Genomic DNA, 21,223 nt, shown 5'->3' on the forward strand with positions numbered 1-21,223 from the left:
GGGGCGACCTCTCAATCAAGCCGCATTTCCAGCGCCAGTTTATAAAACACGCTGGCGTGCTGTTCAGGTGGGACTTCTTGCTGCACGAAGGCCCACAGATCGGCGGTGGTCCATGAGGATTTGGCGGAAGCATTCAGTTTATCAATTATTGCCGTTTGATGAGTGCCTTCCTGATGTTGCGTCAGGGCCAACATACCGTAGCGCAGTTGCGGCGCATAATCTTTGAAGGCCGGCACCCAGTCCGGATCGGCGCCCAGCAGCGGAGAGGCGGGCGCCGACAATTGATAGCGAGGCCAGAGTTCCTGCGGTGCGTCGCTTTGTTCCAGTATGCAACGGATGGCGGACAGCAGGCGTTCGGCGACGGCGGCGTCCCGGCACTGACGATCCTGCTTCGGATTTTCCGCCAGGTCATACAGCCGGTGCCCGAAGCGATCGGCACCCCGGGTCATCACCGAAGAGGCGGGGATGCGCAACACCTGGCAGCCCTTGGTGAAACGGAATCCCGGATGCAGCGTCATGTGCCGGAGTTCTTCAGGGGACAGCCGGCGGTTGATGCTGGTGGGCATCAGGGTGTATTCGAACAGGTTCTCGGCGCCGTGTACCTGCGGTGAACGCATATAGACATAGCGGCCGTCGGTAATATTGATATGGCAGCCGTGGTAGCCGAACAGCGCATAGTCGCGTATCGGCGTATCGTCGCAAATCGCCGGCACCAGAGAGGCGCCCTGCATATCCGCCGGTTTGTCCAGCTTGAAGAAATCCAGCAGCGTGGCAGGAATGTCGATGGTTTGCGCCAGCGCCTGCCGCGATTCGCCGCGATAAGGGTGCTCGGGATGCCAGATGAAGAAGGGAATATTCGCCACTTCATTATACAGCGGCATGATGTTTTTGCCCCACCACTCATGCTCCCCCAGCAGGAAACCATGGTCGGTGTTGACGATCAGCAGGGTATCCCGCCATAAATCGTATTTGTCCATGTAGTCCAGGACCTTGCCGACATAGTCGTCCACCATGGTCAGCAAGGCCAGGTAGTATTTCTGAATGGCGTCCTTGCGTTCTTCGCTTTCGGTGACGAAGTAATAGGGCGGCCAGCCGTCAAAAACGCTGGCGTCGTCAATGCCGTACATCCGTAGGTATTTTTCCGGCACGAAAAACGGCTCGTGGGGATCGAAGCACTCCAGTTGCAGGAACCAGTTATCGGCCGCGTGGTTCTCGTCGATGAACGCCAGGCCTTTCTGGATGGTTCTGGCCAGCGGATGATCCTGCTCGTCCTTCATAAACTGCACGTTAATTTGATGCTGCGTGCGGCTGGCGATGCGGCGCTGTTTGATCTCTTCCGGCTCGCCGGATTCATAATGATAAATCGGCTTGTCGACCACGCCCTTCCAGGAGTCGCCCTCTTGCCCGCGCACGAACTCATAGGTGTTGTAACGGGAGTGGTAGGTGGCGCCGCCGTCGCGCCAGTAATGCTTGTGATCGGTAACCAGATGGGTGTGGATACCGTGCTTTTTCAGAATTTCCGGCATGGAGTCGTCAAAGGGCTCCAGCGGCGACCAGGACCGGTGCAGGAAATTATAGCGGCCGGTATGGATCTCGCGCCTGGCCGGCATGCAGGGCATGCTGCCGACGTAGAAATTGTCGAAACGCACCGTTCTTTCTTTCAGCCGCTGGAAGTTGGGCGTGATGGCCCGGTCGCTGCCATAGGCGGACAGCAAATGTTTGTTCAGTGAATCGAACATCAACATGATGGCTTTCATTTTTGCTCCCTTAACTGTTTGTCGTCCCGTCAGACGCTTTCCCGATCGTATTTGCGCAGCTTGCCCGTGATGTAAGTCAGCACAAAGGCCGCCAGGCAGCCGGTGAGCCAGGCGAAGATATACTGCAGATATTTGCCGTCGGCGATCAGCGGCAGGGCCGACAAACCTGCGGCGCCGACGCCATTGGTGGAGACGCCGAGCAACACGACCATCATGCCGCCGAAGCCGGCGCCGATAGAGCCGGTGATAAAGGCGAATCCCGCCGGAATATTCACACCGAAGATGGTGGGTTCCCCTACGGCGAGGATCGAGGTGGGAATGGCGCCTTTGGCGATCTTTTTCATCACCGGATCGCGGGTCAGCAGCAGCACCGCCGTGGCGGCGCCGACCATGCCTGCATTGGACATGATCTGGATGGCGAACAGCGGGGCATGTCCGGTCGCATTGATCATCTCCAGATGGATCGGGAACAGGCCATGGTGCAGACCGAGCGAAATCAGGAATGGGAACAGCGAGGCCAGCACGAAGCCGGCGGCCAGGCCACCCGTGGCCAGCAGGCCGTTCAAACTGTGCAGGATGCCGTTGGACAATAGGCCGGCGACGGGCATGATGGCGAACAGCAAGGCGCCGGCCATCACCGTCAGCACGATCGTCGGTGTCAAGACCACGTCCAGAATGTCGGGCACGATGCGACGTACCTGTTTTTCCAGCACGCACATTAGCCAGACGCAGAAAATAACGCCGATCAACCCGCCCTGGCCGGGGATTAACCCCAAAAGCGGCAGTTGGGGCGCGATGGTGATGGCGCCCAGCAGGCCGCCCATGATGGCGTTGCCGTTGAACTCTTTCGCCGTGGTGACGCCGGTATAGATGGCCAGGAAGTTGAACAGCGCTTTGGAAACGATATCAAGGAATTGGCTCAGGCCCAGCAGATGGCGCTGATCCAACACTATCTGGGCCGGAGAAAGCTCGCCGCTGGCCGCAATGGCGTGCGTCAGCGCATAGGAGGCGGCGGAGTTGACCAAGACGTTGTTCAGCCCCATCAAAATCCCGGCGGCGATCAGCGGCGGCAGGATGGGAACGAAAATGTTGGCGATGTGCTTCAACACGGCTTTGGTGCGCGTGGGTTTGCGGGATTTCTCGCGTGCCAGCGCCGCTTTTTGTTCTACGTCGCTCAGTGGCGCCGTTTGCCGGCCCGAGGCCAACAGTTCATTGATTACCGTCGCCACTTTAGACGACTTGCCCGGGCCGACAATCACTTGCAAAGTATCGTCTTCCACCACGCCCAGCACGCCTTCGATGCCTTTAAGCGCCTGAATATTCACTTTTGCAGGATCGACCAGGGTCATGCGAACCCGTGTCATGCAGTTAGTGACATGGCGTAAGTTATTTAAACCGCCGCTGTGCTCAACAATGGCGCTGCCAACAAGAGGGTAGTTCATCCAGAGGTTCCTTTTGGTTGTTGTCGCCATTTGTTATAACAATATAATGTTATCATGTTTGTGAGGGCGATCATACAATGCCGTTTTTTTATGCAGGAACGGAACAAAATAATGCGTGTGATGGGTTTAAAATTTAATTAAATCAGTATGTTGTTTTTTTTTCGGGGAGTTTGAAAGGTTCGCAGGGAAGGAGGAAAGGTGTTCAAACCAGGGGGAGCAGAGATTTGAGCCAGGGGCCGTTGACTGCGTCAATTTTCGCTTGTCAGTGTATTTAACCTTCGGTATGAAGAATGTTCTTATAAAAACCATTTGCCATTTTGAGGGTGCGATGAATAAAAAGGTTATTCATATGTTAATTGGCGTGTTTATTGGCGCAGTCGTCAGCACCCTCTATTTTAAGCAATTCGCTAACCAGAACCGGCAAAATGTGAATGAATTGTCACTGAGTATGGCGATAGAACGCGCGCTCCCATCCGTTGTATATATATATTCTAAAGATTGTAATGATGTTGTTTATGGTTGCCCGTTGGGCACCGGCGTTATTATGGACAATCGTGGGCATGTGGTGACGAATTATCATGTGGTCAATGGCGTCAAGAACATGGTGGCGTTGCTCAGCGACGCGACGGTAAGAGAAGCGATCGTCGTGGGCTACGACAAACTGACCGATTTAGCCGTGATGAAACTGGATCCTGCGGCGACCACGCCCATTCGTATCGATGAAGAAAAGAAAATCAAAGTCGGTGATTTTGTTTTGGCCATCGGTAATCCTTACAATCTGGTTGGCTCCGTTTCACACGGTATCGTTAGCGCTATTGGCCGCAGCGGCTTCGGCGTCATTGGCAGACAGACGTTTATTCAAACCGATGCGCCGATCAATAAAGGTAACTCCGGCGGGCCACTGGTTAATGCATCTGGAGAAATGATCGGCATGAATACGTCGGTTTTCTCGGTAGATCAGGATCTGAATAGCGTAAAAGGCATCAGTTTTGCTTTGCCGGTGCGCCTGGTGAATAAGGTAATGAAAAAAATCGTGGCGGATGGGCGAGTCATTCGCGGCTGCATCGGCGTGGAAGCCGCTAATGTCTCCGCTATCCATGGAAAACTGGGGGGGCGATATAATGTGCTGGTGACAGGTGTAAAACACTCGGGGGCTGCGAGCGACGCCGGCTTACAGGAAGGCGATATCATTAATAAAGTTGCAGGGAAAGTGATTGATAATGCCCAGGAAGCTTTGAATATCTTTGCAGAGACGCCGCCGGGCCAACATGTTGAGGTTACGGTGGAAAGAAAAGGTAAAAACAGGGTTTCATCGCTGAAGGTTGAGGATTGTGATAACGAATAACCCAAGGAGATTCTCTGACAGAGAAAATAATATGATTTTTATAACCTTCAAATATAACCTCATGTATTAAAAGGTTAATTATTTTTATTAAGAATATTCCTATAAAAATTGCGTTGTGATATCATTTTAGCGTTCAATAAGAGGTGCGCTATGGCTTATGTGATAAACAACAGAATTATTTACCGGGATGATATCTCTGAGCTCTGCGTTATTGATGATGAACAATCTAAAGTCTCGTTAACGGCGACGGTTAATAGATTGTTGTTATTGTTTGTACGGAACGATAACAAAGTATTAAGCCGTGAATTTTTGCTGAGCCAGGTTTGGGGCAGCTATGGCCAAATAGAGTCGGGCAATAATCTGAATAATGCGCTTTCTCAGTTGCGCAAGGCGTTTACCGAACTGGGAGAAGGTGAAGTGTTGATCACCTTGCCAAAGCAGGGGGTTTTGCTTCAGGCGGGGGTTGCCCGCACGGATGAGACAGGAAACCAAGAAAAGCCTGAATTGAGTAAAATACTTATTGGGAAAGAGAATTCCCGGCGGATGGAGTATTTATGGCTCTGCGTGGCAATGGCTGTTTTTATCGGCGGCCTGGTGATGTTGGCTGTGGGGATGCGCCAGGTTTATATTCCGACGGCGAAGTTTATAGCCGCTCAGCGTATTGAGAATTGTGAAATCGAAATAATTAACAGTCACCACAAGCTGGTGCGCACGAATATTTCGGTGCAGGATGTAAGGAACACCATCGCGGAAGGCGGCTTTGACTGCAATAAACCAGCAACGGTTTATTATTATAACGGCGGTGCGTTGGTTCTTAGCGCCTTGCACTCGATGGCGACCTTTTTCGCCTATTGCCCAGAAAATGAAAAAAACATTAACGCGGCCTGTGAGAATGTCTATGTTTTCAAAAAATAAAAAAACAATAAAAGGGGTGCTTGCATCACTGATAATTATTGGTGGGGGATTTATATTTTTCGGTATCTGTCTGCAGTTTTTTGCTCCGATTATGCCGGAATGCAATGCGGTGATCCGCACCGATTATCATGATGAAAAACATTCGTTATCCAGAGTGTTGTTTGTCAGTATTGTCAATATAAATGCAAGAGAGAGCGCATTTATTATCAACGGCAGCGTGGCCTATAATAATGAGCGTTTTACCATAGCGCGCACCATTAGCATGACTTATACCGCGAATGAAGGGCGCTTCTTGCTGCGCCCGACAAACATCGTTCGACGCTCTAATGACGATAGCCACAATAATAAAGAAGTCGACAAGCTGTTCCCGGTGGTGGGGAAGGACATCTTGTTTACGGTCGAGAAGATCAATGATCAGCAGTACATCTTTGCCGACAATCGTTCTCCCAATTTTATTTGCAACAAGCGTTGATGCCCTAACAAGGCTCTATTTTGATGCCAGAAGAGTCTATGCCTACTGTTGCAGCTTTACCGTTTTGCACGCAGACAGGCCCTGTCTGGGGCAGTAGGTCATCACGGCCGCTGTGCTGTCGTCATCGGCAACCTGATTGTATAAATATACGCTGGCGCTGCTGTTGCAATCATAATCAAACTCGCTCAGCAGCCGCCTGGCCGAAGAAATATCCTGCGCACTGTCGATGGCGAACACGTTGCAGCTGCGATATTTACCAATAAAGCTCAGATCATTATTGGCAGTGTAATAATGCAACGCGACGCCGATGGCGACAAGGCCGGCGGCCAAAGGCAGGAGAAGCAGAATGAGCGGTTTTATACGTCGGGTGTTCTTTTCCGTTAACGGATGCGCTTTCGGCGTTTCGCCATTATTTTCATCCTTTTCCTCCCCTAAAAGGGTTATCGACTCGGCGACGAACTTGAACCCTTGCCGTGGGTAAGTAACCAGAATGTCATCCTGGCCTAACTGAGCCAGCGTCTTGCGCAACCCTGAAATATAATTGCTCAGGTTATTGTTCGATGCCGTCAGGCCATGATTATTCCATACCTCATCCAGCAAACGCTCCCTCTCTACAATTTCATTATTGCACTCAATAAACAACGACAACAGTCGCTGTGAAGGTTTTAATAAAACCACGTCTTTATCATCGTTGTTCTTGTTGAGTGATAATGTCCCTTTATGCGCATCATAAATGATGGCGTTATTTATAATGTATTTCATGTTGTTCCCTGTAAATAATCTGTCCGTGCTTAATACTGTGGCTGCTGGCGTTTTTTTTCAACTGTCTCATGGCTATTGAAATTAGAATTTTCTTATATTGCATGGGTAATTGGTTAATTAAATATGAATCTGTCGGGTTTTTTATTTACAGGGTGGTTAATTTGTGACTTAAATTGGAGTTAAAATCTATTTTTAAGTAATTTATTTTATATATATTCTTAATTTTGTTTAATTTGCAGTTTTATATTTCAAGAATTGGGTTGTGGTAGTAGATTGTCCTCACTGGTTTGAAGGCCAGAAACAGAAGGGTTCCTGTGCTGATACGGAAATGGCAGTAAGCCGGGAAGCATTATCTTCTGCAGATAAAGTGAGTCTTATTTAACTCTTTCTACTTACTAAGGAATGTAAGAACTATGAAACTGAACAACATCATGATGGCGGCAGCGCTTGCCTTTGGTCTGTCTTCTACTGCGTTTGCGGCTGACCAGGGGCACGGTAAAGTGACTTTCACCGGTTCTATTATTGATGCGCCATGCTCTATTTCCCCGGAAGCTATCGATCAGACCGTTGAGCTGGGCCAGATCTCCAAAGTGGCGCTGCTGAACGGCGGTAAATCTACGCCGCGCAACTTCGCTATCGATCTGGAAAATTGCACCTTTGAAAATGATGCAGTCACTGGTAACCCTCTGAAAAACAAGGTTACACTGACCTTTACCGGCATGGAATCCAAAGCCAATAACGGCCTGCTGGGTATTACCGGTACCGCGCAGGGTGCCAGCGTAGCCATTACCGACGGCTCCGGCCAGGTGATCAAACTGGGCAAGGCAACCAAGGCGCAGGAGCTGCAAAATGGCTCTAACTCCCTGAATTTTGCGGCCTACCTGCAGGGTGATGTGGCTTCTGGTGCAGTACTGACTGAAGGTGAGTTCCAGTCAGTGGCCGACTTTACCCTGGCGTATAACTAAGCCACGTTAATTTCTTCAATATTGAAGTGAATTAAGCATGCTAATGCATGCGGGGTTCCCGCATGCATTTTTCAGAAACGCTTTATCAGGAAATAACGTTATGTGGATTAAAATCAGGCTATTTCCGCTGGCGGCTTGCCTATTTATCTTCACTGCTTTCGCACAGGCAGGCAGCGCTATTCAAGGCTGGGGCAGGGTAAATATGCAAGGCGCTATTATCGACACCGCCTGCGCCATTGCCGTCGAGAGCCGCTATCAGACCGTGGATATGGATATCGTGCCGATAGCGGATATTATTCGCGACGGGCAAAGCCAAATAAAAACTTTCGCCATCGAGCTGGTTAATTGCACGCTGGAACGCGCCAATAATAAATTGCCAGACTGGAAACAGTTTCAGGTGACCTTTGACGGCGATGCCGAGGAGGGGTTATTTGGCGTGCGCGGCGAGGCGTCGGGCATTGCGCTGCAAATCACCGATGCCGCCGGCAATATCGCCACGCCGGGCCACCCTCTGCCGCGCGGTGACATTATTCCCGGCGATATGCGGCTGAATTACGCCCTGAAATTAGTCGCCAATAATCATGCGCCGAAGGCCGGCGATTATTTCACGGCCGTCCGTTTCAAACTGGATTATTTCTGAGGCCGGCGATGGGGACTAATTGCAAGAGCGCAGGGACAAGAAATAATTATAAGGGAACGGGGACATGAGGAAATCACCAGCAGGAAAAATGGTGCGTATCAATGCGCTGGGATTATGCATTGCCCTGGCGCTCGGCGCCCTCCCGGCACAGGTGTATGCCGCCGACGAGATCCAGTTCAACACCGACGTGCTGGACGTGCATGACCGCAAGAACATCGATCTGAGCCAGTTTTCACGTGGCGGTTACATCATGCCGGGTACCTACGGCATGGTGGTGCACATCAACAAGAACGATTTGCCGGAGCAGCAAATCCCGTTCTACCCGCCGCAGGACGACCCGAACGGCAGCCGCGCCTGCATCAGCCAGGCGCTGGTGGCGCAACTGGGGCTTAAGGAGAGCACAATGAAGGATTTGCGCTGGTGGCACCAGGGCGAGTGCCTGGACGAGAGCAGCGTGGCGGGCATGGAGATGCGCGGCGACCTGGCTACCTCGTCGCTGTACCTGAACATCCCGCAGGCGTTTCTCGAGTACACCGCCGAGAACTGGGACCCGCCGTCGCGCTGGGACGAGGGCATTCCTGGTCTGCTGTTCGACTATAACCTCAACGCCCAGAGCCAGCACCAGCAGCGCAGCGGTACCCGCAGTTACAACCTGAGCGGCAACGGCACCGCCGGCGCAAACCTTGGCGCCTGGCGCCTGCGGGCCGACTGGCAGGGCAGCCTCAGCCACCAGACCGGCAGTGGGCAGCCGACCGACACGCGGCTGGACTGGAGCCGCTACTACGCCTACCGCGCGCTGCCGGCGCTGCGTTCGAAGCTGACGCTGGGCGAGGGCTACCTGGACTCCGGCATGTTCGACAGCTTCCGCTTTGCCGGCGCCAGCCTGGTGTCGGACGACAACATGCTGCCGCCCAACCTGCGCGGCTATGCGCCGGAGGTGGTGGGCGTGGCGAAGACCAACGCCAAAATCATCATCAGCCAGCAGGGGCGGGTGATTTACGAAACCACGGTGGCGGCCGGGCCGTTTCGCATTCAGGACATCAACGACGCGGTGAGCGGCGAGCTGAACGTGCGGGTGGAGGAGCAGGACGGCACGGTGCAGGAGTTCGTGATGAACACCGCCAGCATCCCGTACCTGACGCGGCCGGGTTCGGTGCGCTTCAAGCTGGCGGCGGGCAAGCCGTCGGACTGGGAGCACCACGCGCGCGGGCCGCTGTTCGGTACCGGTGAGTTCTCCTGGGGGGTGAGCAACGGCTGGTCGCTGTACGGCGGCGGCCTGTTCGGCGGCGACTATAACGCGCTGTCGCTGGGGCTGGGCCGCGACCTGATGGCGCTGGGCGCATTGTCGTTCGACGCTACCCAGTCGCGGGCGCGGTTGCCGCAGGAAGACGGCGCGCTGAGCGGCGGCTCGTACCGGCTTAGCTATTCGAAGAGCTTTGATGAGTACGACAGCCAGGTGACCTTCGCCGGCTACCGCTTCTCGGAGCAGGATTTCATGAGCATGAGTGAGTACCTGGACGCGCGCTATTACGGCAACCGCAACGGCAGCGGCAAGGAGATGTACACCATCACCTTCAACAAGCACTTCCGCGACTGGGGGCTGAGCAGCTACCTCAACTACAGCCATGAGACCTACTGGGACAGGCCGGCCAACGATCGCTACAACCTGACGCTGTCGCGCTATTTCGATATCGGCCGGTTCCGCAATCTGAGCCTGTCGCTGTCGGCCTACCGCAACCAGTACAACGGAATGAAGGACGACGGGGCCTACTTGTCGCTGTCGATGCCGTGGGGTGAGCGCTCGACGCTGAGCTACAACACCACGGTGAACCGCAACGATACCACGAACCGGGTGAGTTACTACGACCGGCTTGACGAGCGCAGCAACTACCAGCTGAGCGCCGGCACGTCGCGCAGCGGCGCCAACGCCAGCGGCTATTACAACCGCGAAGGGGACATCGCGCGGCTGAGCGCCAACGCCAGCTACCAGGAAGGGCGTTACAGCGCGGTGGGGTTCAGCGCCCAGGGCGGGATGACGCTGACGGCGGAGGGCGGTGCGCTGCACCGCAGCGGCATGGCGGGCGGCACGCGGATGTTGATCGACACCCAGGGGGTGGCGGGAGTGCCGGTGCGCGGCTATGGGCGCACCAGCCGCACCAACGCCTGGGGCAAGGCGGTGATCGGCGACGTAAGCAGCTACTACCGCAACAAGGCGAGCATCGATCTGAACCAGCTGGGCGACAACGCCGAGGCGACCACATCGGTGGTGCAGGCGACGCTGACCGAGGGGGCCATCGGCTACCGGCAGTTTGACGTGATAGCGGGTGCCAAGGCGATGGCGGTGATCAAGCTGGCGGACGGCAGCGAACCGCCGTTCGGCGCCACGGTGTTGAACGGGCGTAAACAGGAGACCGGCATTGTCAACGACGGCGGCAGCGTCTATCTCAGCGGCATCCAGCCGGGCGAGGCGATGACGGTGCGCTGGAACGGGGAGGCGCAGTGTGAAGTGCGCATGCCGAGCCCACTGCCGGCGGAGATGTTGATGAATACCTTGTTGCTGCCCTGTGATAAAACGGGGCTGCGATGAAAAAAAAACAAATGGGGAATAAGAAATTGCGGCCTGTTATTTTCGCTTTGTTATTTTTTATCAGCCATGCCTGCTCTGCAGCTATTGTTGAAGCCAGCTATTCAGATTGGTATTGGCTTAATGGCAAGCCTGCAGTGAATTATAGTTTCTTAAAGGTGGAGGTAACGAAAGCAGAATCTATTGGTAATGGTGCGAATAACATATCGGAGTACGGAGTATACTGCTCAGATACCTGGCCATGTCGAATCTCTATTTATACAAATAGCGATGGCAAGCGTTGCATTATAAATCCATTTCCAATGGGGTATTATAAAGGGGTCGAGATTTCAAGGGCAAATCGCGAAATTCCGTTCGATGAGTTTAATGCCATGGTTAAGAAACGGTTGCCAAATCTCAGTGGGGTTGTTAATGCTGAGTATGGTTCCTGTAAACCTCGTTTATGGTTAAGCTTGAATAATGGATTTGACCATATATTGGCTTCTACCGACGATGGCAATTTACCATTGGACCCCCTTCCCCCCGTTAACGTATTTTGCCGGGTCGATGGTTTAAGTAACGGTGAGATTGATTTTGGCGTAGTCAATCAGGAGTCCAAAACAGCAAGCATCACCGCCTCGTTGATCTGCGATGGCAATTATGCTGGGCAGGCGACGGCGCGCTTAATATTTACCGATGCCAATCGCAGCGGCGGCGATACCATCGTATTGAGCAATCCGCAAAATAAACAGCAGCTCAAAGTGAAACTGTCCGTTGATGCACCGGGCGCCGGCAATAAACGGGATGTGACCGTCAAGGTCGGTTATAAGGGCAGCGTCGAACTGTTTGCCTCTCTCGATGAGTCGGAACTGAAAAAAGAAACCTCGGGTGACTTTACCGGCAGTGCGGTGATTATTTTTAATGTTATCTAAATGAACTTTTATTGATTGGATGAGTTTTTATATTTATTGAGTTGAGGTTGTTATGAAAAATACGAAACGTTTATTTGCGGCGTTTGCCGAAAAACACATTGTGGCGGCAGTGGGGGCCGTGCTGATCGTATCTGCGTCGCTGCCTGCCCAGGCGGCAATTGCCCTGGATCGCACCCGCGTGGTGTTTGACGGTTCGCTGAACTCGGTGAGCCTGAGCGTCAGCAACCAGAACAAGCAGTTGCCGTATCTGGCGCAGGGCTGGATTGAAGACGAGCAGGGTAACAAGATCCAGAGCCCGTTGACCGTGCTGCCGCCGGTGCAGCGCATCGAGCCGGGTAAGCCCAGCCAGGTGAAGATCCAGGCGCTGCCGGCGGCCAAACAGCTGCCGCAGGATCGCGAAACGGTCTACTACTTCAACCTGCGCGAGATCCCGCCGAAAAGCAGCAAACCGAATACCCTGCAGATCGCGCTGCAGACGCGCATCAAGCTGTTCTACCGCCCGGCGGGGCTGGGTATCGACACCAATGCGCCGCCGCCGCAGGAACAGCTGACGCTGACTCGCCAGGGCGACAAATACGTGGTGAACAACCCGACGCCGTACTACGTCACCCTGGTGGATGCGGGCAGCAGCAAGAGCGCGCCGGTGAAAGCGTTCGAACCGATGATGGTGCCGCCGAAGGGCAGCCTGCAGCTGACGGCGAGCGCGGCGGTGGTGGGCAACAGCCCGGTGCTGACCTACGTCAACGACTACGGCGGTCGCCCGCAGCTGAGCTTCAGCTGCAGCGGCAATATCTGCAAGGTGGTGCCGGAGAAGAAAGGCGATTAACCGCTGCATCCAGATAAAAGTAGACAGGAGGATAAATGGCAAAGGAGCTGATGGCGGAACGCGCTTACTGGATAAGCGAGCTGCGATATTACGCCGTGCTGGCGGCGTTGGCCTTGATGGCGCCATTGAGCCTGACCGCGCTGCTGTGGCTGTTGCCACCGGCGCAGGCGGCGGACAACTGGCAGGTAGAGGGTGCCAACGGCGTGCTGTATGTGCAGGGCGCACTGACCGAGAGCGCCTGTCGGCTGGAGATGGACAGCGTGCGCCAGGACATCGCGTTGGGTGAAGTCGGCACCGGGCGATTGAAGCAGACAGGCGATCGCGGCACGCCGGTGCAGTTTGAGCTGCGGCTGGCGGACTGCCTGCGCAGCCCGGCGGGCAGCCGTGACCTGCGCACCGGCGGGTTGGTCTGGGCCAATGGCCAGCCGGCGGTGACGGTGAGCTTCCGGGCGCCGCGTGATGCGAATAACCCGCAGCTGGTGCAGGCGCGCGGCGTATCCGGCCTGGGGCTGCGGCTAAAGGATGCCCACGGGCGCGATGTGCGGCTGGGCGAAAGAGGTGCGCCGCTGCTGTTAACGCCGGGGCGGAACAGCCTGAGCTACACCATCACGCCGGAACGCACGGCGGCCGGTTTGCTGGCGGGCAGCTACCAGGCGGTGATGGACTTTTATCTGAGCTATGACTGAGGCGGAGCTGAACATGGATGAAACGATAACGAGAGTAAGGAACCGACAGCGAATCGGCTGCCTGAGCGCATTGTTGATTACCGTGCCGCTGATGCTAGAGGCGGCGACCACGGTGACCGTAAGAGTTACGGTGGTGGCGCCGCCGCCCTGCGTGATTAACGGCGACCGGCCGATCGAGGTGAATTTTGGCGAAGTCATGACCACTCGGGTAGACGGCAAAAATTATCGGACGGCGGTGGGTTACACCCTGTCCTGCAGCGGCCAAAGTAAAAATGCCATGAAGTTACAGGTGCAGGGCACCGGTGCGGCCTTTGACTCGACGGCATTGAAAACCAATAAAACAGCGCTGGGCATCCAATTACAGCAAGGCAGCAGTAAGCTGGCGCTCAATAGCTGGCTGAATTTCACCTACCCGAATGCACCGGAACTATGGGCGGTGCCGATTAAACAGAGCGGTACTACGCTCAGCGGCGGTGAGTTTACCGCGGGCGCCACGCTGAAGGTGGCTTACCAGTAAGGGAACGGAAAATGAATAAAACGATGCGAGCCCTGTTGTTGACAGGCGGCCTTATAGGGCCGCTGAATACCGCGCTAGCGGCGGAGAATATGACTTTCCGCGGCACACTGCTTACGCCGCCGCCGTGCCGCATTAATGACGGCAACCAGGTTGATGTGGACTTCGGTCAGCGCGTCGGCATTAACAAGGTGGACGGGGTTAACTACCGCCAGGTGCTGAACTACCAAATTGCCTGCGACAGAGCGACCAACGGCAATTGGGCGCTAACCCTAAGTCTGAAGGGCGGCGTCAGCGGCTTCGATAAACAGGCGTTGGCGACCAACAAAAGCGATTTGGGCATCCGCATATACCGGGACGATGAGCCTTTCACGCCGGGCAGCACGTTGAACATCACCTTGGATAACCCACCGCAGCTGGAGGCGGTGCCGGTACAAAAACAAGGAGTCACGCTGAGCGAGGGGGCATTCGAGGCCTGGGCGACGTTGCAGGCCGATTATCAGTAGGAAGGGTTAGCGATGAAAAAGATTATTGGCACATACTTGCTGGCCACGGTTTTAGTGTTGAACGCTGGCGCGGCCTTGGCGGCGGCGAATAACCTGCGCCTGCATGGCGCGCTGGTGGCGGAGCCGTGCGTGATCGCGCCGGGCGATGAGGAAATCGCACTGGATTTCGGCACCATCATCGACAAATACCTGTACCTCAATACCCGCACGCTGGGGCAGACGTTTGAAATTCACCTGACGGAATGCGATGTCAGCCTGGGGAAAACGGTGGCGATAACGTTGCTGGGAACGGAAAGTCTGGCGCTGCCCGGCCTGCTGGCGATTAACGCCGACAGCCAGGCGAAGGGGATTGCTATCGGGCTGGAGACGCCGGAAGGGAAAGCGCTGCCGATGAATAAAACCAGCGATAAATACAGTTTGCGGGCCGGCGGCAATAGCGTCGCGTTGCAGGCCTATGTGCGCGGCGAACCGCAGGCGATCGAGAGAAAAACGATTGGGCGCGGGGCGTTTGGTGCGGTGGCGACGTTTAGGCTGGAATATGAGTAGGGGCTTAAATAAGCGGCTATGAGTTTGGATGTGTTTATTATTTAGTTTAGTGAACTTTCTGGTGTTATGAGTGGATTATAACTGAGGGTGATAATAATGATAAGATGCATGGTCTTCATCTTTTCTCTTACGGCTTTCTATGCTTCTGGTGCGGTAACTTTAAATGAGAAGTGGGTGAAAAAAGCAAATGGGGCATCTGTGTTATCTATATCACCGACAGGGACTGTTAAAGATAAGTATTCTGCGCAGAAAAATTTTAAGTGCTATCCATCTGAAGGAGCAGGGCTTACTACGTGCACAGCTTATTGGATGATAGAAGTAAGCGGCTATCAGTCAACCTATTGCTCGGCTACTGTGGATGTTAATAAGGGAACTACGCTTGATTTTATGGCATCGCAGATCGACAGTAAGCTAATGACAGCATGTGAATCAAGAGACTATTGGTTATCAGGCGGTGAGCCAGTATGTGTCTGGATACGAACCTGGGGAAATTATAGTGATGGTGTTACCGGTTTGACACCCTATTTTGCATCTTTTGGGGGCACCTGTTCTAGTGCTCAGGGAGGGGGGAGCAGCGGCTCAGTAGAGCCGCCGATTGAACCTGTTAGTTGTCAGATAAATAATCAAAACATTATTATACAGCATCCCGCGTTAAGTCAGGAGAATGTTGATGGCAATTATAAAGAGAGCAACTTCAGCGTCTCCTGCACCCGGAAGAATAGCATGAAATTAGCCGTTTCCGGGTTGGATGCATCAGGGCGCTTGGTTTTGAGTAGTGCCAAAAACCTATATTCAAAATTAAAAATAAACAACTCCCCTGCAGGTTCAGGGGTGACGATAAATGATGTCGGGAGTGATGGTAAGAACGTTACGATTTCTTCCGAGCTTCAAAAGAATGGTGACATACCCGGTGGTAACTATAGTGCTTCGGCAGTATTAACTCTGGAGATACTTTGAGTTCGTTTAATTGGTTGTTATTTCATCGGGTATCGTTCTTTAATATAAGATGTTTATTCCGTCAGGAATAACGCGCCCCCATCTGCCCGAATACCTGGGAAAGGCGAGTGATGTTCATGTGAATTGAGGATGAATTATTCTGAAGCTGGATGTAAGGTGGTATATATGAGGTCGCAGATCTATATCGGTTTGTTGGATGGGGACTGTTTTTTCATCCAGGGATTGATGTTTTTCTTAAAGGAATACTTTGATGAAAAAAATAATAACGTGATTTTTGTCAATAAGGACAGGCTAGAGATCGCTGATGTTATATTTTATGAGTCGAGTAACTACATGGCCTACTTTATTGGTAAGGCTTTACGGTCATCGACCAAAAATACCATTCTTTTTTCACTGGGTGGGGGGAAAAACAGCCTTGCGACATGGCGACTGGCACGCCTCCAGCAGGCATTGTTAAAAAAAGAAAGTTTACAGCAGCTGCGTTTCTACCTGGATACCTTATGGCGTGAGCGAGAGAATTTTGGTTATCAGCGCCGGGTTAACTCGCCTGAAGATGATTTGACCCACCGTCAGCAACAAATCATGCGTCTGTTGGCCGAAGGTCTCACGCCGGCAGAAATTTCAATGCGGCTGAATATCAGCATTAAAACCGTCAGTTCCCACCGTGGGGCCGTGATGAAAAAATTCGGTTTTAACCGAAAAATTGAACTCTATAACTGGCTGATTTTGCGTGGCAATGAGCTGTAAATGGATTTTTGAATACAAGGTGCATTGATGATTTTATTGTTTTTGGCGTTATTGCTGTTGTTGCTGAGTTTGTTTTCATTCTATATGCACTATAAAACAGTTAATAAAAAGAGGCTCAATATAAACACCCAGGGCATGATTGGGAGGGCAGCAAGAAAGAAGCGTCGGCCGGCAATCCCTCGTCGTGTCGAGAGCCTATAGCGGATATCAAATCGTTAGCGGGAGATCTCCCTGATCCCACACGTTTCGCTTTTCATTCACCTCACCGTTCATTGAGGTTACACTGGCCGCTTGTTCGCAACCGACCGGGTTAATTCACCGCTGCGATGAGAGTGCCACGCCAGCTACAGCAACGCTTTGCCGCCTGCATCGCCATTATGGCGGTGCTGTTGCTGTTTGTTGCGCCGGTGGTGTCGAAATCGCTGATGCACCATCAGATGATGAGCGGCATGGCGCAGCCGGCAGCTACCATGCAGCATGAGATGCACGGAATGGTGATGCCCGCCGCCGAACATGCCGGCCACCATGGCATGGATCCGGCAGAGATGATCTTCTGCGGCTATTGCGAGCTGCTGATCCACGTGCCGCTGCTGCTGTGGGCATTCGTCCCGCTGCTGTGGCTGATGACGCGCATCGCGCGCCTGCCTTGCGCGCCGCGCATCGTCCCCCCGCCCCTTCGGCGCCTTACTCTGCGGCCGAGCCCGCGCGGGCCGCCCGGCCAGCCGTTTTTCCCTAATGCTTGATCATGGGTAACGCCGTTCGTATCGCTGCGGACGGTTTGCCTGCGCGCACAGTTTGAAAAACGAGAAAGGCCATGTCTTCAATAACCAAAACTCCACCTGCCGCATCGCCGCGTGGCGCGATGCTGAACCTGATCAGACGGCTGCATTTCTATATCGGCCTGCTGGTTGCCCCTTTTATTTTTGTCGCCGCACTGACCGGCACGCTGTATGTGCTGACCCCGCAGCTTGAAGAGGCGCAGTATCGCGATGCGCTTTTCACCGAACCGCACGGGCAGGCGAGATCGCTGGCTGATCAGATCGCGGCTGCCCGCCGTGAGGCGGGTGCCGAGGCGCGCATTTACGCCGTGCGCCCGGCGCCCAGCGCAACGGACACCACTCGCGTGCAGTTCGTGAGTGCCGATCTGGGCGCTTCCGAGTCGCGCGCGCTGTTTGTCGATCCTTACACGTTGGCGATCAAGGGCGACATGACGGTGTACGGCACCTCCGGCGTACTGCCGCTGCGCACCTGGCTGGACAAGCTGCACAGCAGCCTGCTGCTTGGCGATCTGGGCCGCAACTACAGCGAGCTGGCGGCTTCCTGGCTGTGGGTGGCCGCGCTGGGCGGCGTGGCGCTGTGGCTGGCGACGCGGCCGAAGCGCAAGCTGAAAAGGGCAAAAGGGCGTTTCGCCGCCAATCGGCAGTGGCATATCACGCTGGGCGTAGCGCTGCTGGCCGGGCTGCTGTTCTTCTCGGCCACCGGGCTGACCTGGTCGCAGTGGGCCGGCGGCAACATCGACGCGCTGCGGGCCAACCTGGGCTGGCTAACGCCGCAGGTCAACGCCAGCCTGCAGGCCGATGCGCCGCAGACGCCGGCCGATCCGCACGCCGAGCACCGCGGGATGATGCCTGGCATGAAGATGAACCCTGCCGCACAGGCCAATGCGCTGAACGGTGATTGGGATCGGGCGCTGCATGCCGCGCGCGCCGCCGGGATCGATGCCGCCAAGATAGAGCTGCGCCAGCCGAAAGGCGAGGGCAAAGCCTGGACGGTGACCGAAGTGGATCGCAGTTGGCCAACGCAGGTGGACGCGGTCGCCATCGCGCCGCAGAGCTTCGCCGTCGTCGACCAGGTGCGGTTCGACACCTTCCCGCTCATCGCCAAGCTGACCCGTTGGGGCATCGACGCCCACATGGGCATTCTGTTCGGCTTGCCGAATCAGCTGCTGCTGGCGGCGTTCGGCCTCGGGCTGTGCCTGATGATTGCGCTGGGTTACCGCATGTGGTGGATCCGCCGCCCGGCGGCGGGGGCGCAGCATCCGGTGCATACGCTGATTGCCGCCTGGCTGGCGCTTTCCCTGCCGGCGCGCGCCGTTACGCTGCTGGTGGCAGCGGCGCTGGGTTATTGTCTGCCGGTGATGGGCGTGAGCCTCGCGGCGTTGTTGCTGGTGGACGTATGGCGCTGGCGCGGCCAGCGGCAAGGCTTGCGGGATGAAACGCCAGAAGCGGCCGCCCGCCGCGCCGAGGTGCGCAAGTTCCGCGCGGCGGTGGCGACGGTCGCGGTGGTGGTTGGTTGCGTGATGGGCCGGGCGATCCTCGGCGGCACCGTCGAGCAGTTTCAGCTGCCGATCGGCGCCTGGAGCGCCCAGATGGTGATCATGCAGAGCCTGATGGTGCTGCTGTATACGCTGGTGTTCACCCTGCTGCTTTCCATTCCGCTGTGGTATTTCTTCCTGGGGGAAAAAGAGGGGCGGTGAGGTATTTTGCGCTGATGTGATGCGTTAAACCCCGCTGTGGCGGGGTTTTTTTTTGGCTATATCAGCCGGTGTGCGTGCAGTTTGACGCTTTCCATGATGCTGTCCATCGTCACCTGCACGCGGTGCGGCAACACGCCGCGCCGGCGGTAGATCAGGTAGGCCTGCATATCGATGCCGCGCTCGCGCGCCAGGCAGGGCAGAAGAGTGCCGGCATCGAGCTCGGCGGCGACGGAATAATATGGGGCGTAGACGATGCCCAGGCCCTGTTTGGCCAGCTCGATCGCCGGCAGAATGTTATCACAGACGCTGGCGCCGTTGATCTCGACCTGCACCAACTCCCCCTGCGCACTGTAGCCGCTCCAGGTATTGCGAATGCCGCCCAGCATGCGCAAGGTAATGCAGCGATGCTGCGACAGTTCATCCAGCTCATTCAGCGGCGAGCGGGCGATGTAATCCGGCGCGGCGAACAGCCCGACGCGAAAACGGGTAAAGGGCCTGGCGATCAGGCTTTCGTTTTGCGGCTGGAAGAAGCTGATCAGCAAATCGCAGTCGCTGTCGAACACCGCACCATACTTTTTTTCGCGTTCATCGGGATTGCGGGTCACCAGATCGACCGTCAGTTCCGGTGCGGCATGCAGCACCGGCGGCAGCAAATAGCTGGCCAGGAACGCGTGGATACCGATCGGCGCGCCGAGCGTGACCATGCCGCTCAGGCTGCGCTTATAGGTGCCGGACATATCGAGCAGATCGCTATGCTCGTCCAGCAGCAGTGCGGCGCGGCGCAAGAATTGTTCGCCGAACTCGGTCAGCGCCAGCGCACGCGGGCTGCGCAGGAACAGTTCCAGCCCGAGCCGTCGCTCCAGCGCGGTGAGGGCGCGCGACACGTTAGACTGCGGCATATCCAACAGCTGTGCCGCTTTGCTGACGCTCGCCGTTTCGGCAATGACGCGGACAATCCTGAGTTCTTCAATGCGGAAGTCTTTCTCTTTCACTGGCCGGCTCGCATGAGTTTGTATATCAAAAATGATATACACCTTTGGCGGCATTGTCATATGACTTATCACGGGTGGGTGGGTATCATTCGATTTGATTATTTGCTATCCACAAAAATAAAGAGAAATCCGTCAATGAAAGTGACAAGAGCGGTTATTTTACCTGCGCTGTTATTACTGGCCGCGTGCTCGTCCGCCGTGACCGAAAAAGAAAAATACTCGACCTTTCTGACCAATTATGACGATATCAATAAAGGTCAATCCGCGTCCGGCAAAGACGTTTTATATTGGAAAGATCAGAGCGTCGATTTTTCCCGTTATCAATATTTGGTTTATCAACCGATGATCTATTTCCCGCGGCCGAAACCGAGCGAAATGGTGAGTCAACGCGCGCTCGACAATATCCTGAATTACACCAACCAGCAGTTTAAGCAGGCGATGGGCACCCACTTTACGCTGGTGGACATGCCGCGCGAGCATACCCTGATTTTCCGCGGCGCCATCACAGCGATCGACACGCAGAAGAAAGGGCTGCAGGTCTATGAAGTCTTGCCAATCACGCTGCTGATCGCCGCGACGCAAAGCGTAACCGGGCACCGTACTATGGAGAGCGCGGTCTATATGGAAGGCGAGTTTATCGATGCCGCGACCAATCAGCCAGTGATTAAAGTGGTACGTAAGGCTTCGGGAGAAAATCTTAATAATGAGAAAGCACAGCTGAAAGTCACCGACGTGAAGAACGCCATCGATACCATCGCCAACGACATCAGACAATATAACACGCTATAGAGATTATTTATTTCCATTATTCTCAACCAGGACTTTACATGTTTCTTAACTATTTTGCTTTAGGCGTACTGATTGCGGTATTCCTGATATTATTCTACGGCGTCATTATTATTCATGACATTCCTTATTTGCTGGCGAAAAAGCGCCGGCACCCGCATCAGGATGCGATTCACGTTGCCGGTTGGGTCAGCCTGTTTACGCTACACGCCATTTGGCCACTGCTGTGGATCTGGGCGACGCTCTATCGGCCGGAACGCGGCTGGGGCATGAGTGAAAGAACGGAATCCTCAACGGATCTGCAGGCGCGCATCGCACTGCTCGAAACCGAATTACAACGCCTGCAGGAAAAGCCGACGGCGGTTCCCGGCCCCACGGTAAGTTGAGCGTAGCC

General features: G+C 54.7%; 22 protein-coding genes. 18 read left to right on the top strand and 4 right to left on the bottom strand.

The genetic code is table 11. From position 1 onward, the window contains the following. Positions 1 to 11 precede the first annotated feature (11 nt). Positions 12 to 1,757, bottom strand: a complete 1,746-nt coding sequence (locus ACOWVD_RS23795) for a sulfatase (protein ID WP_421105799.1) — start codon at positions 1,755 to 1,757, stop codon at positions 12 to 14. Between the two features lie 29 nt (positions 1,758 to 1,786). After that, entirely contained in the window at positions 1,787 to 3,199 is a 1,413-nt protein-coding gene (locus ACOWVD_RS23800) for a PTS transporter subunit EIIC (protein ID WP_197843075.1), read from the bottom strand. A gap of 328 nt (positions 3,200 to 3,527) precedes the next feature. Here ACOWVD_RS23800 and ACOWVD_RS23805 point away from each other — a divergent pair, with 328 nt between their 5' ends. The 3 genes from ACOWVD_RS23805 (at position 3,528) to ACOWVD_RS23815 (ending at position 5,931) form a co-directional block, all read left to right on the top strand. Continuing rightward, positions 3,528 to 4,544 (top strand): S1C family serine protease, encoded by a 1,017-nt coding sequence (locus ACOWVD_RS23805; protein ID WP_015378841.1) that lies wholly within the window; start codon positions 3,528 to 3,530, stop codon positions 4,542 to 4,544. Positions 4,545 to 4,694: 150 nt separating this feature from the next. Then, positions 4,695 to 5,459 carry a winged helix-turn-helix domain-containing protein gene (locus ACOWVD_RS23810; protein WP_421105800.1) on the top strand — a complete coding sequence of 255 codons (765 nt, stop codon included), beginning with the start codon at positions 4,695 to 4,697 and terminating at the stop codon, positions 5,457 to 5,459. Beyond that, a complete protein-coding gene (locus ACOWVD_RS23815; RefSeq protein ID WP_332070152.1) occupies positions 5,443 to 5,931 on the top strand; it encodes a hypothetical protein in 489 nt (162 codons plus the stop codon). The genes ACOWVD_RS23810 and ACOWVD_RS23815 overlap by 17 nt, the downstream gene beginning before the upstream one ends. Before the next feature lie 42 nt (positions 5,932 to 5,973). On the opposite strand, the gene ACOWVD_RS23820 is transcribed toward ACOWVD_RS23815, so the two are convergent. Then, positions 5,974 to 6,693, bottom strand: a complete 720-nt coding sequence (locus ACOWVD_RS23820) for a winged helix-turn-helix domain-containing protein (RefSeq protein ID WP_049242263.1) — start codon at positions 6,691 to 6,693, stop codon at positions 5,974 to 5,976. Positions 6,694 to 7,106: 413 nt separating this feature from the next. On the opposite strand from ACOWVD_RS23820, the gene ACOWVD_RS23825 reads away from it, so the two are divergent. The 13 genes from ACOWVD_RS23825 (at position 7,107) to ACOWVD_RS23885 (ending at position 19,051) form a co-directional block, all read left to right on the top strand. Beyond that, on the top strand, positions 7,107 to 7,658 hold the full coding sequence (locus ACOWVD_RS23825; RefSeq protein ID WP_015378837.1) for a fimbrial protein: 552 nt from the start codon (positions 7,107 to 7,109) through the stop codon (positions 7,656 to 7,658). Positions 7,659 to 7,758: 100 nt separating this feature from the next. Beyond that, on the top strand, positions 7,759 to 8,298 hold the full coding sequence (locus ACOWVD_RS23830; RefSeq protein ID WP_015378836.1) for a fimbrial protein: 540 nt from the start codon (positions 7,759 to 7,761) through the stop codon (positions 8,296 to 8,298). A gap of 64 nt (positions 8,299 to 8,362) precedes the next feature. Beyond that, positions 8,363 to 10,885, top strand: a complete 2,523-nt coding sequence (locus tag ACOWVD_RS23835) for an outer membrane usher protein (protein WP_421105801.1) — start codon at positions 8,363 to 8,365, stop codon at positions 10,883 to 10,885. Further along, positions 10,882 to 11,793, top strand: coding sequence for a hypothetical protein (locus tag ACOWVD_RS23840; RefSeq protein WP_152903434.1), 912 nt, complete (start codon positions 10,882 to 10,884; stop codon positions 11,791 to 11,793). The genes ACOWVD_RS23835 and ACOWVD_RS23840 overlap by 4 nt, the downstream gene beginning before the upstream one ends. A 52-nt stretch (positions 11,794 to 11,845) precedes the next feature. After that, positions 11,846 to 12,619: a fimbria/pilus periplasmic chaperone gene (locus ACOWVD_RS23845; protein WP_053091220.1), complete on the top strand. Its 774-nt coding sequence runs from the start codon at positions 11,846 to 11,848 to the stop codon at positions 12,617 to 12,619. Between the two features lie 35 nt (positions 12,620 to 12,654). After that, the gene (locus tag ACOWVD_RS23850; protein ID WP_197799223.1) at positions 12,655 to 13,305 is read left to right on the top strand and encodes a fimbrial protein; all 651 of its coding nucleotides are present in this window, start codon (positions 12,655 to 12,657) and stop codon (positions 13,303 to 13,305) included. A 13-nt stretch (positions 13,306 to 13,318) separates the two neighbouring features. Further along, the gene (locus ACOWVD_RS23855) at positions 13,319 to 13,822 is read left to right on the top strand and encodes a fimbrial protein (RefSeq protein ID WP_049242350.1); all 504 of its coding nucleotides are present in this window, start codon (positions 13,319 to 13,321) and stop codon (positions 13,820 to 13,822) included. Between the two features lie 11 nt (positions 13,823 to 13,833). Further along, complete coding sequence (locus ACOWVD_RS23860) at positions 13,834 to 14,325, top strand: fimbrial protein (protein WP_421105802.1); 492 nt, start codon at positions 13,834 to 13,836, stop codon at positions 14,323 to 14,325. A 12-nt stretch (positions 14,326 to 14,337) separates the two neighbouring features. Beyond that, positions 14,338 to 14,871: a fimbrial protein gene (locus ACOWVD_RS23865; protein ID WP_015378828.1), complete on the top strand. Its 534-nt coding sequence runs from the start codon at positions 14,338 to 14,340 to the stop codon at positions 14,869 to 14,871. A gap of 108 nt (positions 14,872 to 14,979) precedes the next feature. Continuing rightward, positions 14,980 to 15,828, top strand: coding sequence for a hypothetical protein (locus ACOWVD_RS23870; RefSeq protein WP_350983554.1), 849 nt, complete (start codon positions 14,980 to 14,982; stop codon positions 15,826 to 15,828). Positions 15,829 to 15,993: 165 nt separating this feature from the next. Beyond that, a complete protein-coding gene (locus ACOWVD_RS23875; RefSeq protein ID WP_306377627.1) occupies positions 15,994 to 16,575 on the top strand; it encodes a LuxR family transcriptional regulator in 582 nt (193 codons plus the stop codon). Between the two features lie 326 nt (positions 16,576 to 16,901). After that, positions 16,902 to 17,318 carry a DUF2946 domain-containing protein gene (locus tag ACOWVD_RS23880; protein WP_230858004.1) on the top strand — a complete coding sequence of 139 codons (417 nt, stop codon included), beginning with the start codon at positions 16,902 to 16,904 and terminating at the stop codon, positions 17,316 to 17,318. A gap of 71 nt (positions 17,319 to 17,389) precedes the next feature. Then, a complete protein-coding gene (locus ACOWVD_RS23885) occupies positions 17,390 to 19,051 on the top strand; it encodes a DUF2534 family protein (RefSeq protein ID WP_322192622.1) in 1,662 nt (553 codons plus the stop codon). 56 nt (positions 19,052 to 19,107) lie between these two features. On the opposite strand, the gene ACOWVD_RS23890 is transcribed toward ACOWVD_RS23885, so the two are convergent. Further along, positions 19,108 to 20,043 carry a LysR family transcriptional regulator gene (locus tag ACOWVD_RS23890; RefSeq protein WP_015378823.1) on the bottom strand — a complete coding sequence of 312 codons (936 nt, stop codon included), beginning with the start codon at positions 20,041 to 20,043 and terminating at the stop codon, positions 19,108 to 19,110. A 135-nt stretch (positions 20,044 to 20,178) separates the two neighbouring features. On the opposite strand from ACOWVD_RS23890, the gene ACOWVD_RS23895 reads away from it, so the two are divergent. Both ACOWVD_RS23895 and ACOWVD_RS23900 read left to right on the top strand, forming a co-directional pair. Beyond that, a complete protein-coding gene (locus ACOWVD_RS23895; protein WP_015378822.1) occupies positions 20,179 to 20,832 on the top strand; it encodes a DUF3313 domain-containing protein in 654 nt (217 codons plus the stop codon). A 38-nt stretch (positions 20,833 to 20,870) separates the two neighbouring features. Continuing rightward, the gene (locus ACOWVD_RS23900) at positions 20,871 to 21,215 is read left to right on the top strand and encodes a DUF3302 domain-containing protein (protein WP_015378821.1); all 345 of its coding nucleotides are present in this window, start codon (positions 20,871 to 20,873) and stop codon (positions 21,213 to 21,215) included. Positions 21,216 to 21,223: the final 8 nt, after the last annotated feature.

The sequence above is a fragment of the Serratia sp. SA088 genome (assembly GCF_049065515.1).
GTDB classification, from domain to species: domain Bacteria; phylum Pseudomonadota; class Gammaproteobacteria; order Enterobacterales; family Enterobacteriaceae; genus Serratia; species Serratia nematodiphila.

What these genes read in the sequence shown, in the direction of transcription:
- ACOWVD_RS23830 (WP_015378836.1), top strand. Translation starts at nt 7,759, where the DNA reads ATGTGGATTAAAATCAGGCTATTTCCGCTGGCGGCTTGCCTATTTATC.
- ACOWVD_RS23900 (WP_015378821.1), top strand. Translation starts at nt 20,871, where the DNA reads ATGTTTCTTAACTATTTTGCTTTAGGCGTACTGATTGCGGTATTCCTG.
- ACOWVD_RS23820 (WP_049242263.1), bottom strand. Translation starts at nt 6,693, where the DNA reads ATGAAATACATTATAAATAACGCCATCATTTATGATGCGCATAAAGGG.
- ACOWVD_RS23855 (WP_049242350.1), top strand. Translation starts at nt 13,319, where the DNA reads ATGGATGAAACGATAACGAGAGTAAGGAACCGACAGCGAATCGGCTGC.
- ACOWVD_RS23840 (WP_152903434.1), top strand. Translation starts at nt 10,882, where the DNA reads ATGAAAAAAAAACAAATGGGGAATAAGAAATTGCGGCCTGTTATTTTC.
- ACOWVD_RS23795 (WP_421105799.1), bottom strand. Translation starts at nt 1,757, where the DNA reads ATGAAAGCCATCATGTTGATGTTCGATTCACTGAACAAACATTTGCTG.
- ACOWVD_RS23870 (WP_350983554.1), top strand. Translation starts at nt 14,980, where the DNA reads ATGGTCTTCATCTTTTCTCTTACGGCTTTCTATGCTTCTGGTGCGGTA.
- ACOWVD_RS23800 (WP_197843075.1), bottom strand. Translation starts at nt 3,199, where the DNA reads ATGAACTACCCTCTTGTTGGCAGCGCCATTGTTGAGCACAGCGGCGGT.
- ACOWVD_RS23815 (WP_332070152.1), top strand. Translation starts at nt 5,443, where the DNA reads ATGTTTTCAAAAAATAAAAAAACAATAAAAGGGGTGCTTGCATCACTG.
- ACOWVD_RS23895 (WP_015378822.1), top strand. Translation starts at nt 20,179, where the DNA reads ATGAAAGTGACAAGAGCGGTTATTTTACCTGCGCTGTTATTACTGGCC.
- ACOWVD_RS23875 (WP_306377627.1), top strand. Translation starts at nt 15,994, where the DNA reads ATGAGGTCGCAGATCTATATCGGTTTGTTGGATGGGGACTGTTTTTTC.
- ACOWVD_RS23825 (WP_015378837.1), top strand. Translation starts at nt 7,107, where the DNA reads ATGAAACTGAACAACATCATGATGGCGGCAGCGCTTGCCTTTGGTCTG.
- ACOWVD_RS23860 (WP_421105802.1), top strand. Translation starts at nt 13,834, where the DNA reads ATGAATAAAACGATGCGAGCCCTGTTGTTGACAGGCGGCCTTATAGGG.
- ACOWVD_RS23835 (WP_421105801.1), top strand. Translation starts at nt 8,363, where the DNA reads ATGAGGAAATCACCAGCAGGAAAAATGGTGCGTATCAATGCGCTGGGA.
- ACOWVD_RS23850 (WP_197799223.1), top strand. Translation starts at nt 12,655, where the DNA reads ATGGCAAAGGAGCTGATGGCGGAACGCGCTTACTGGATAAGCGAGCTG.
- ACOWVD_RS23880 (WP_230858004.1), top strand. Translation starts at nt 16,902, where the DNA reads ATGAGAGTGCCACGCCAGCTACAGCAACGCTTTGCCGCCTGCATCGCC.
- ACOWVD_RS23805 (WP_015378841.1), top strand. Translation starts at nt 3,528, where the DNA reads ATGAATAAAAAGGTTATTCATATGTTAATTGGCGTGTTTATTGGCGCA.
- ACOWVD_RS23810 (WP_421105800.1), top strand. Translation starts at nt 4,695, where the DNA reads ATGGCTTATGTGATAAACAACAGAATTATTTACCGGGATGATATCTCT.
- ACOWVD_RS23865 (WP_015378828.1), top strand. Translation starts at nt 14,338, where the DNA reads ATGAAAAAGATTATTGGCACATACTTGCTGGCCACGGTTTTAGTGTTG.
- ACOWVD_RS23885 (WP_322192622.1), top strand. Translation starts at nt 17,390, where the DNA reads ATGTCTTCAATAACCAAAACTCCACCTGCCGCATCGCCGCGTGGCGCG.
- ACOWVD_RS23845 (WP_053091220.1), top strand. Translation starts at nt 11,846, where the DNA reads ATGAAAAATACGAAACGTTTATTTGCGGCGTTTGCCGAAAAACACATT.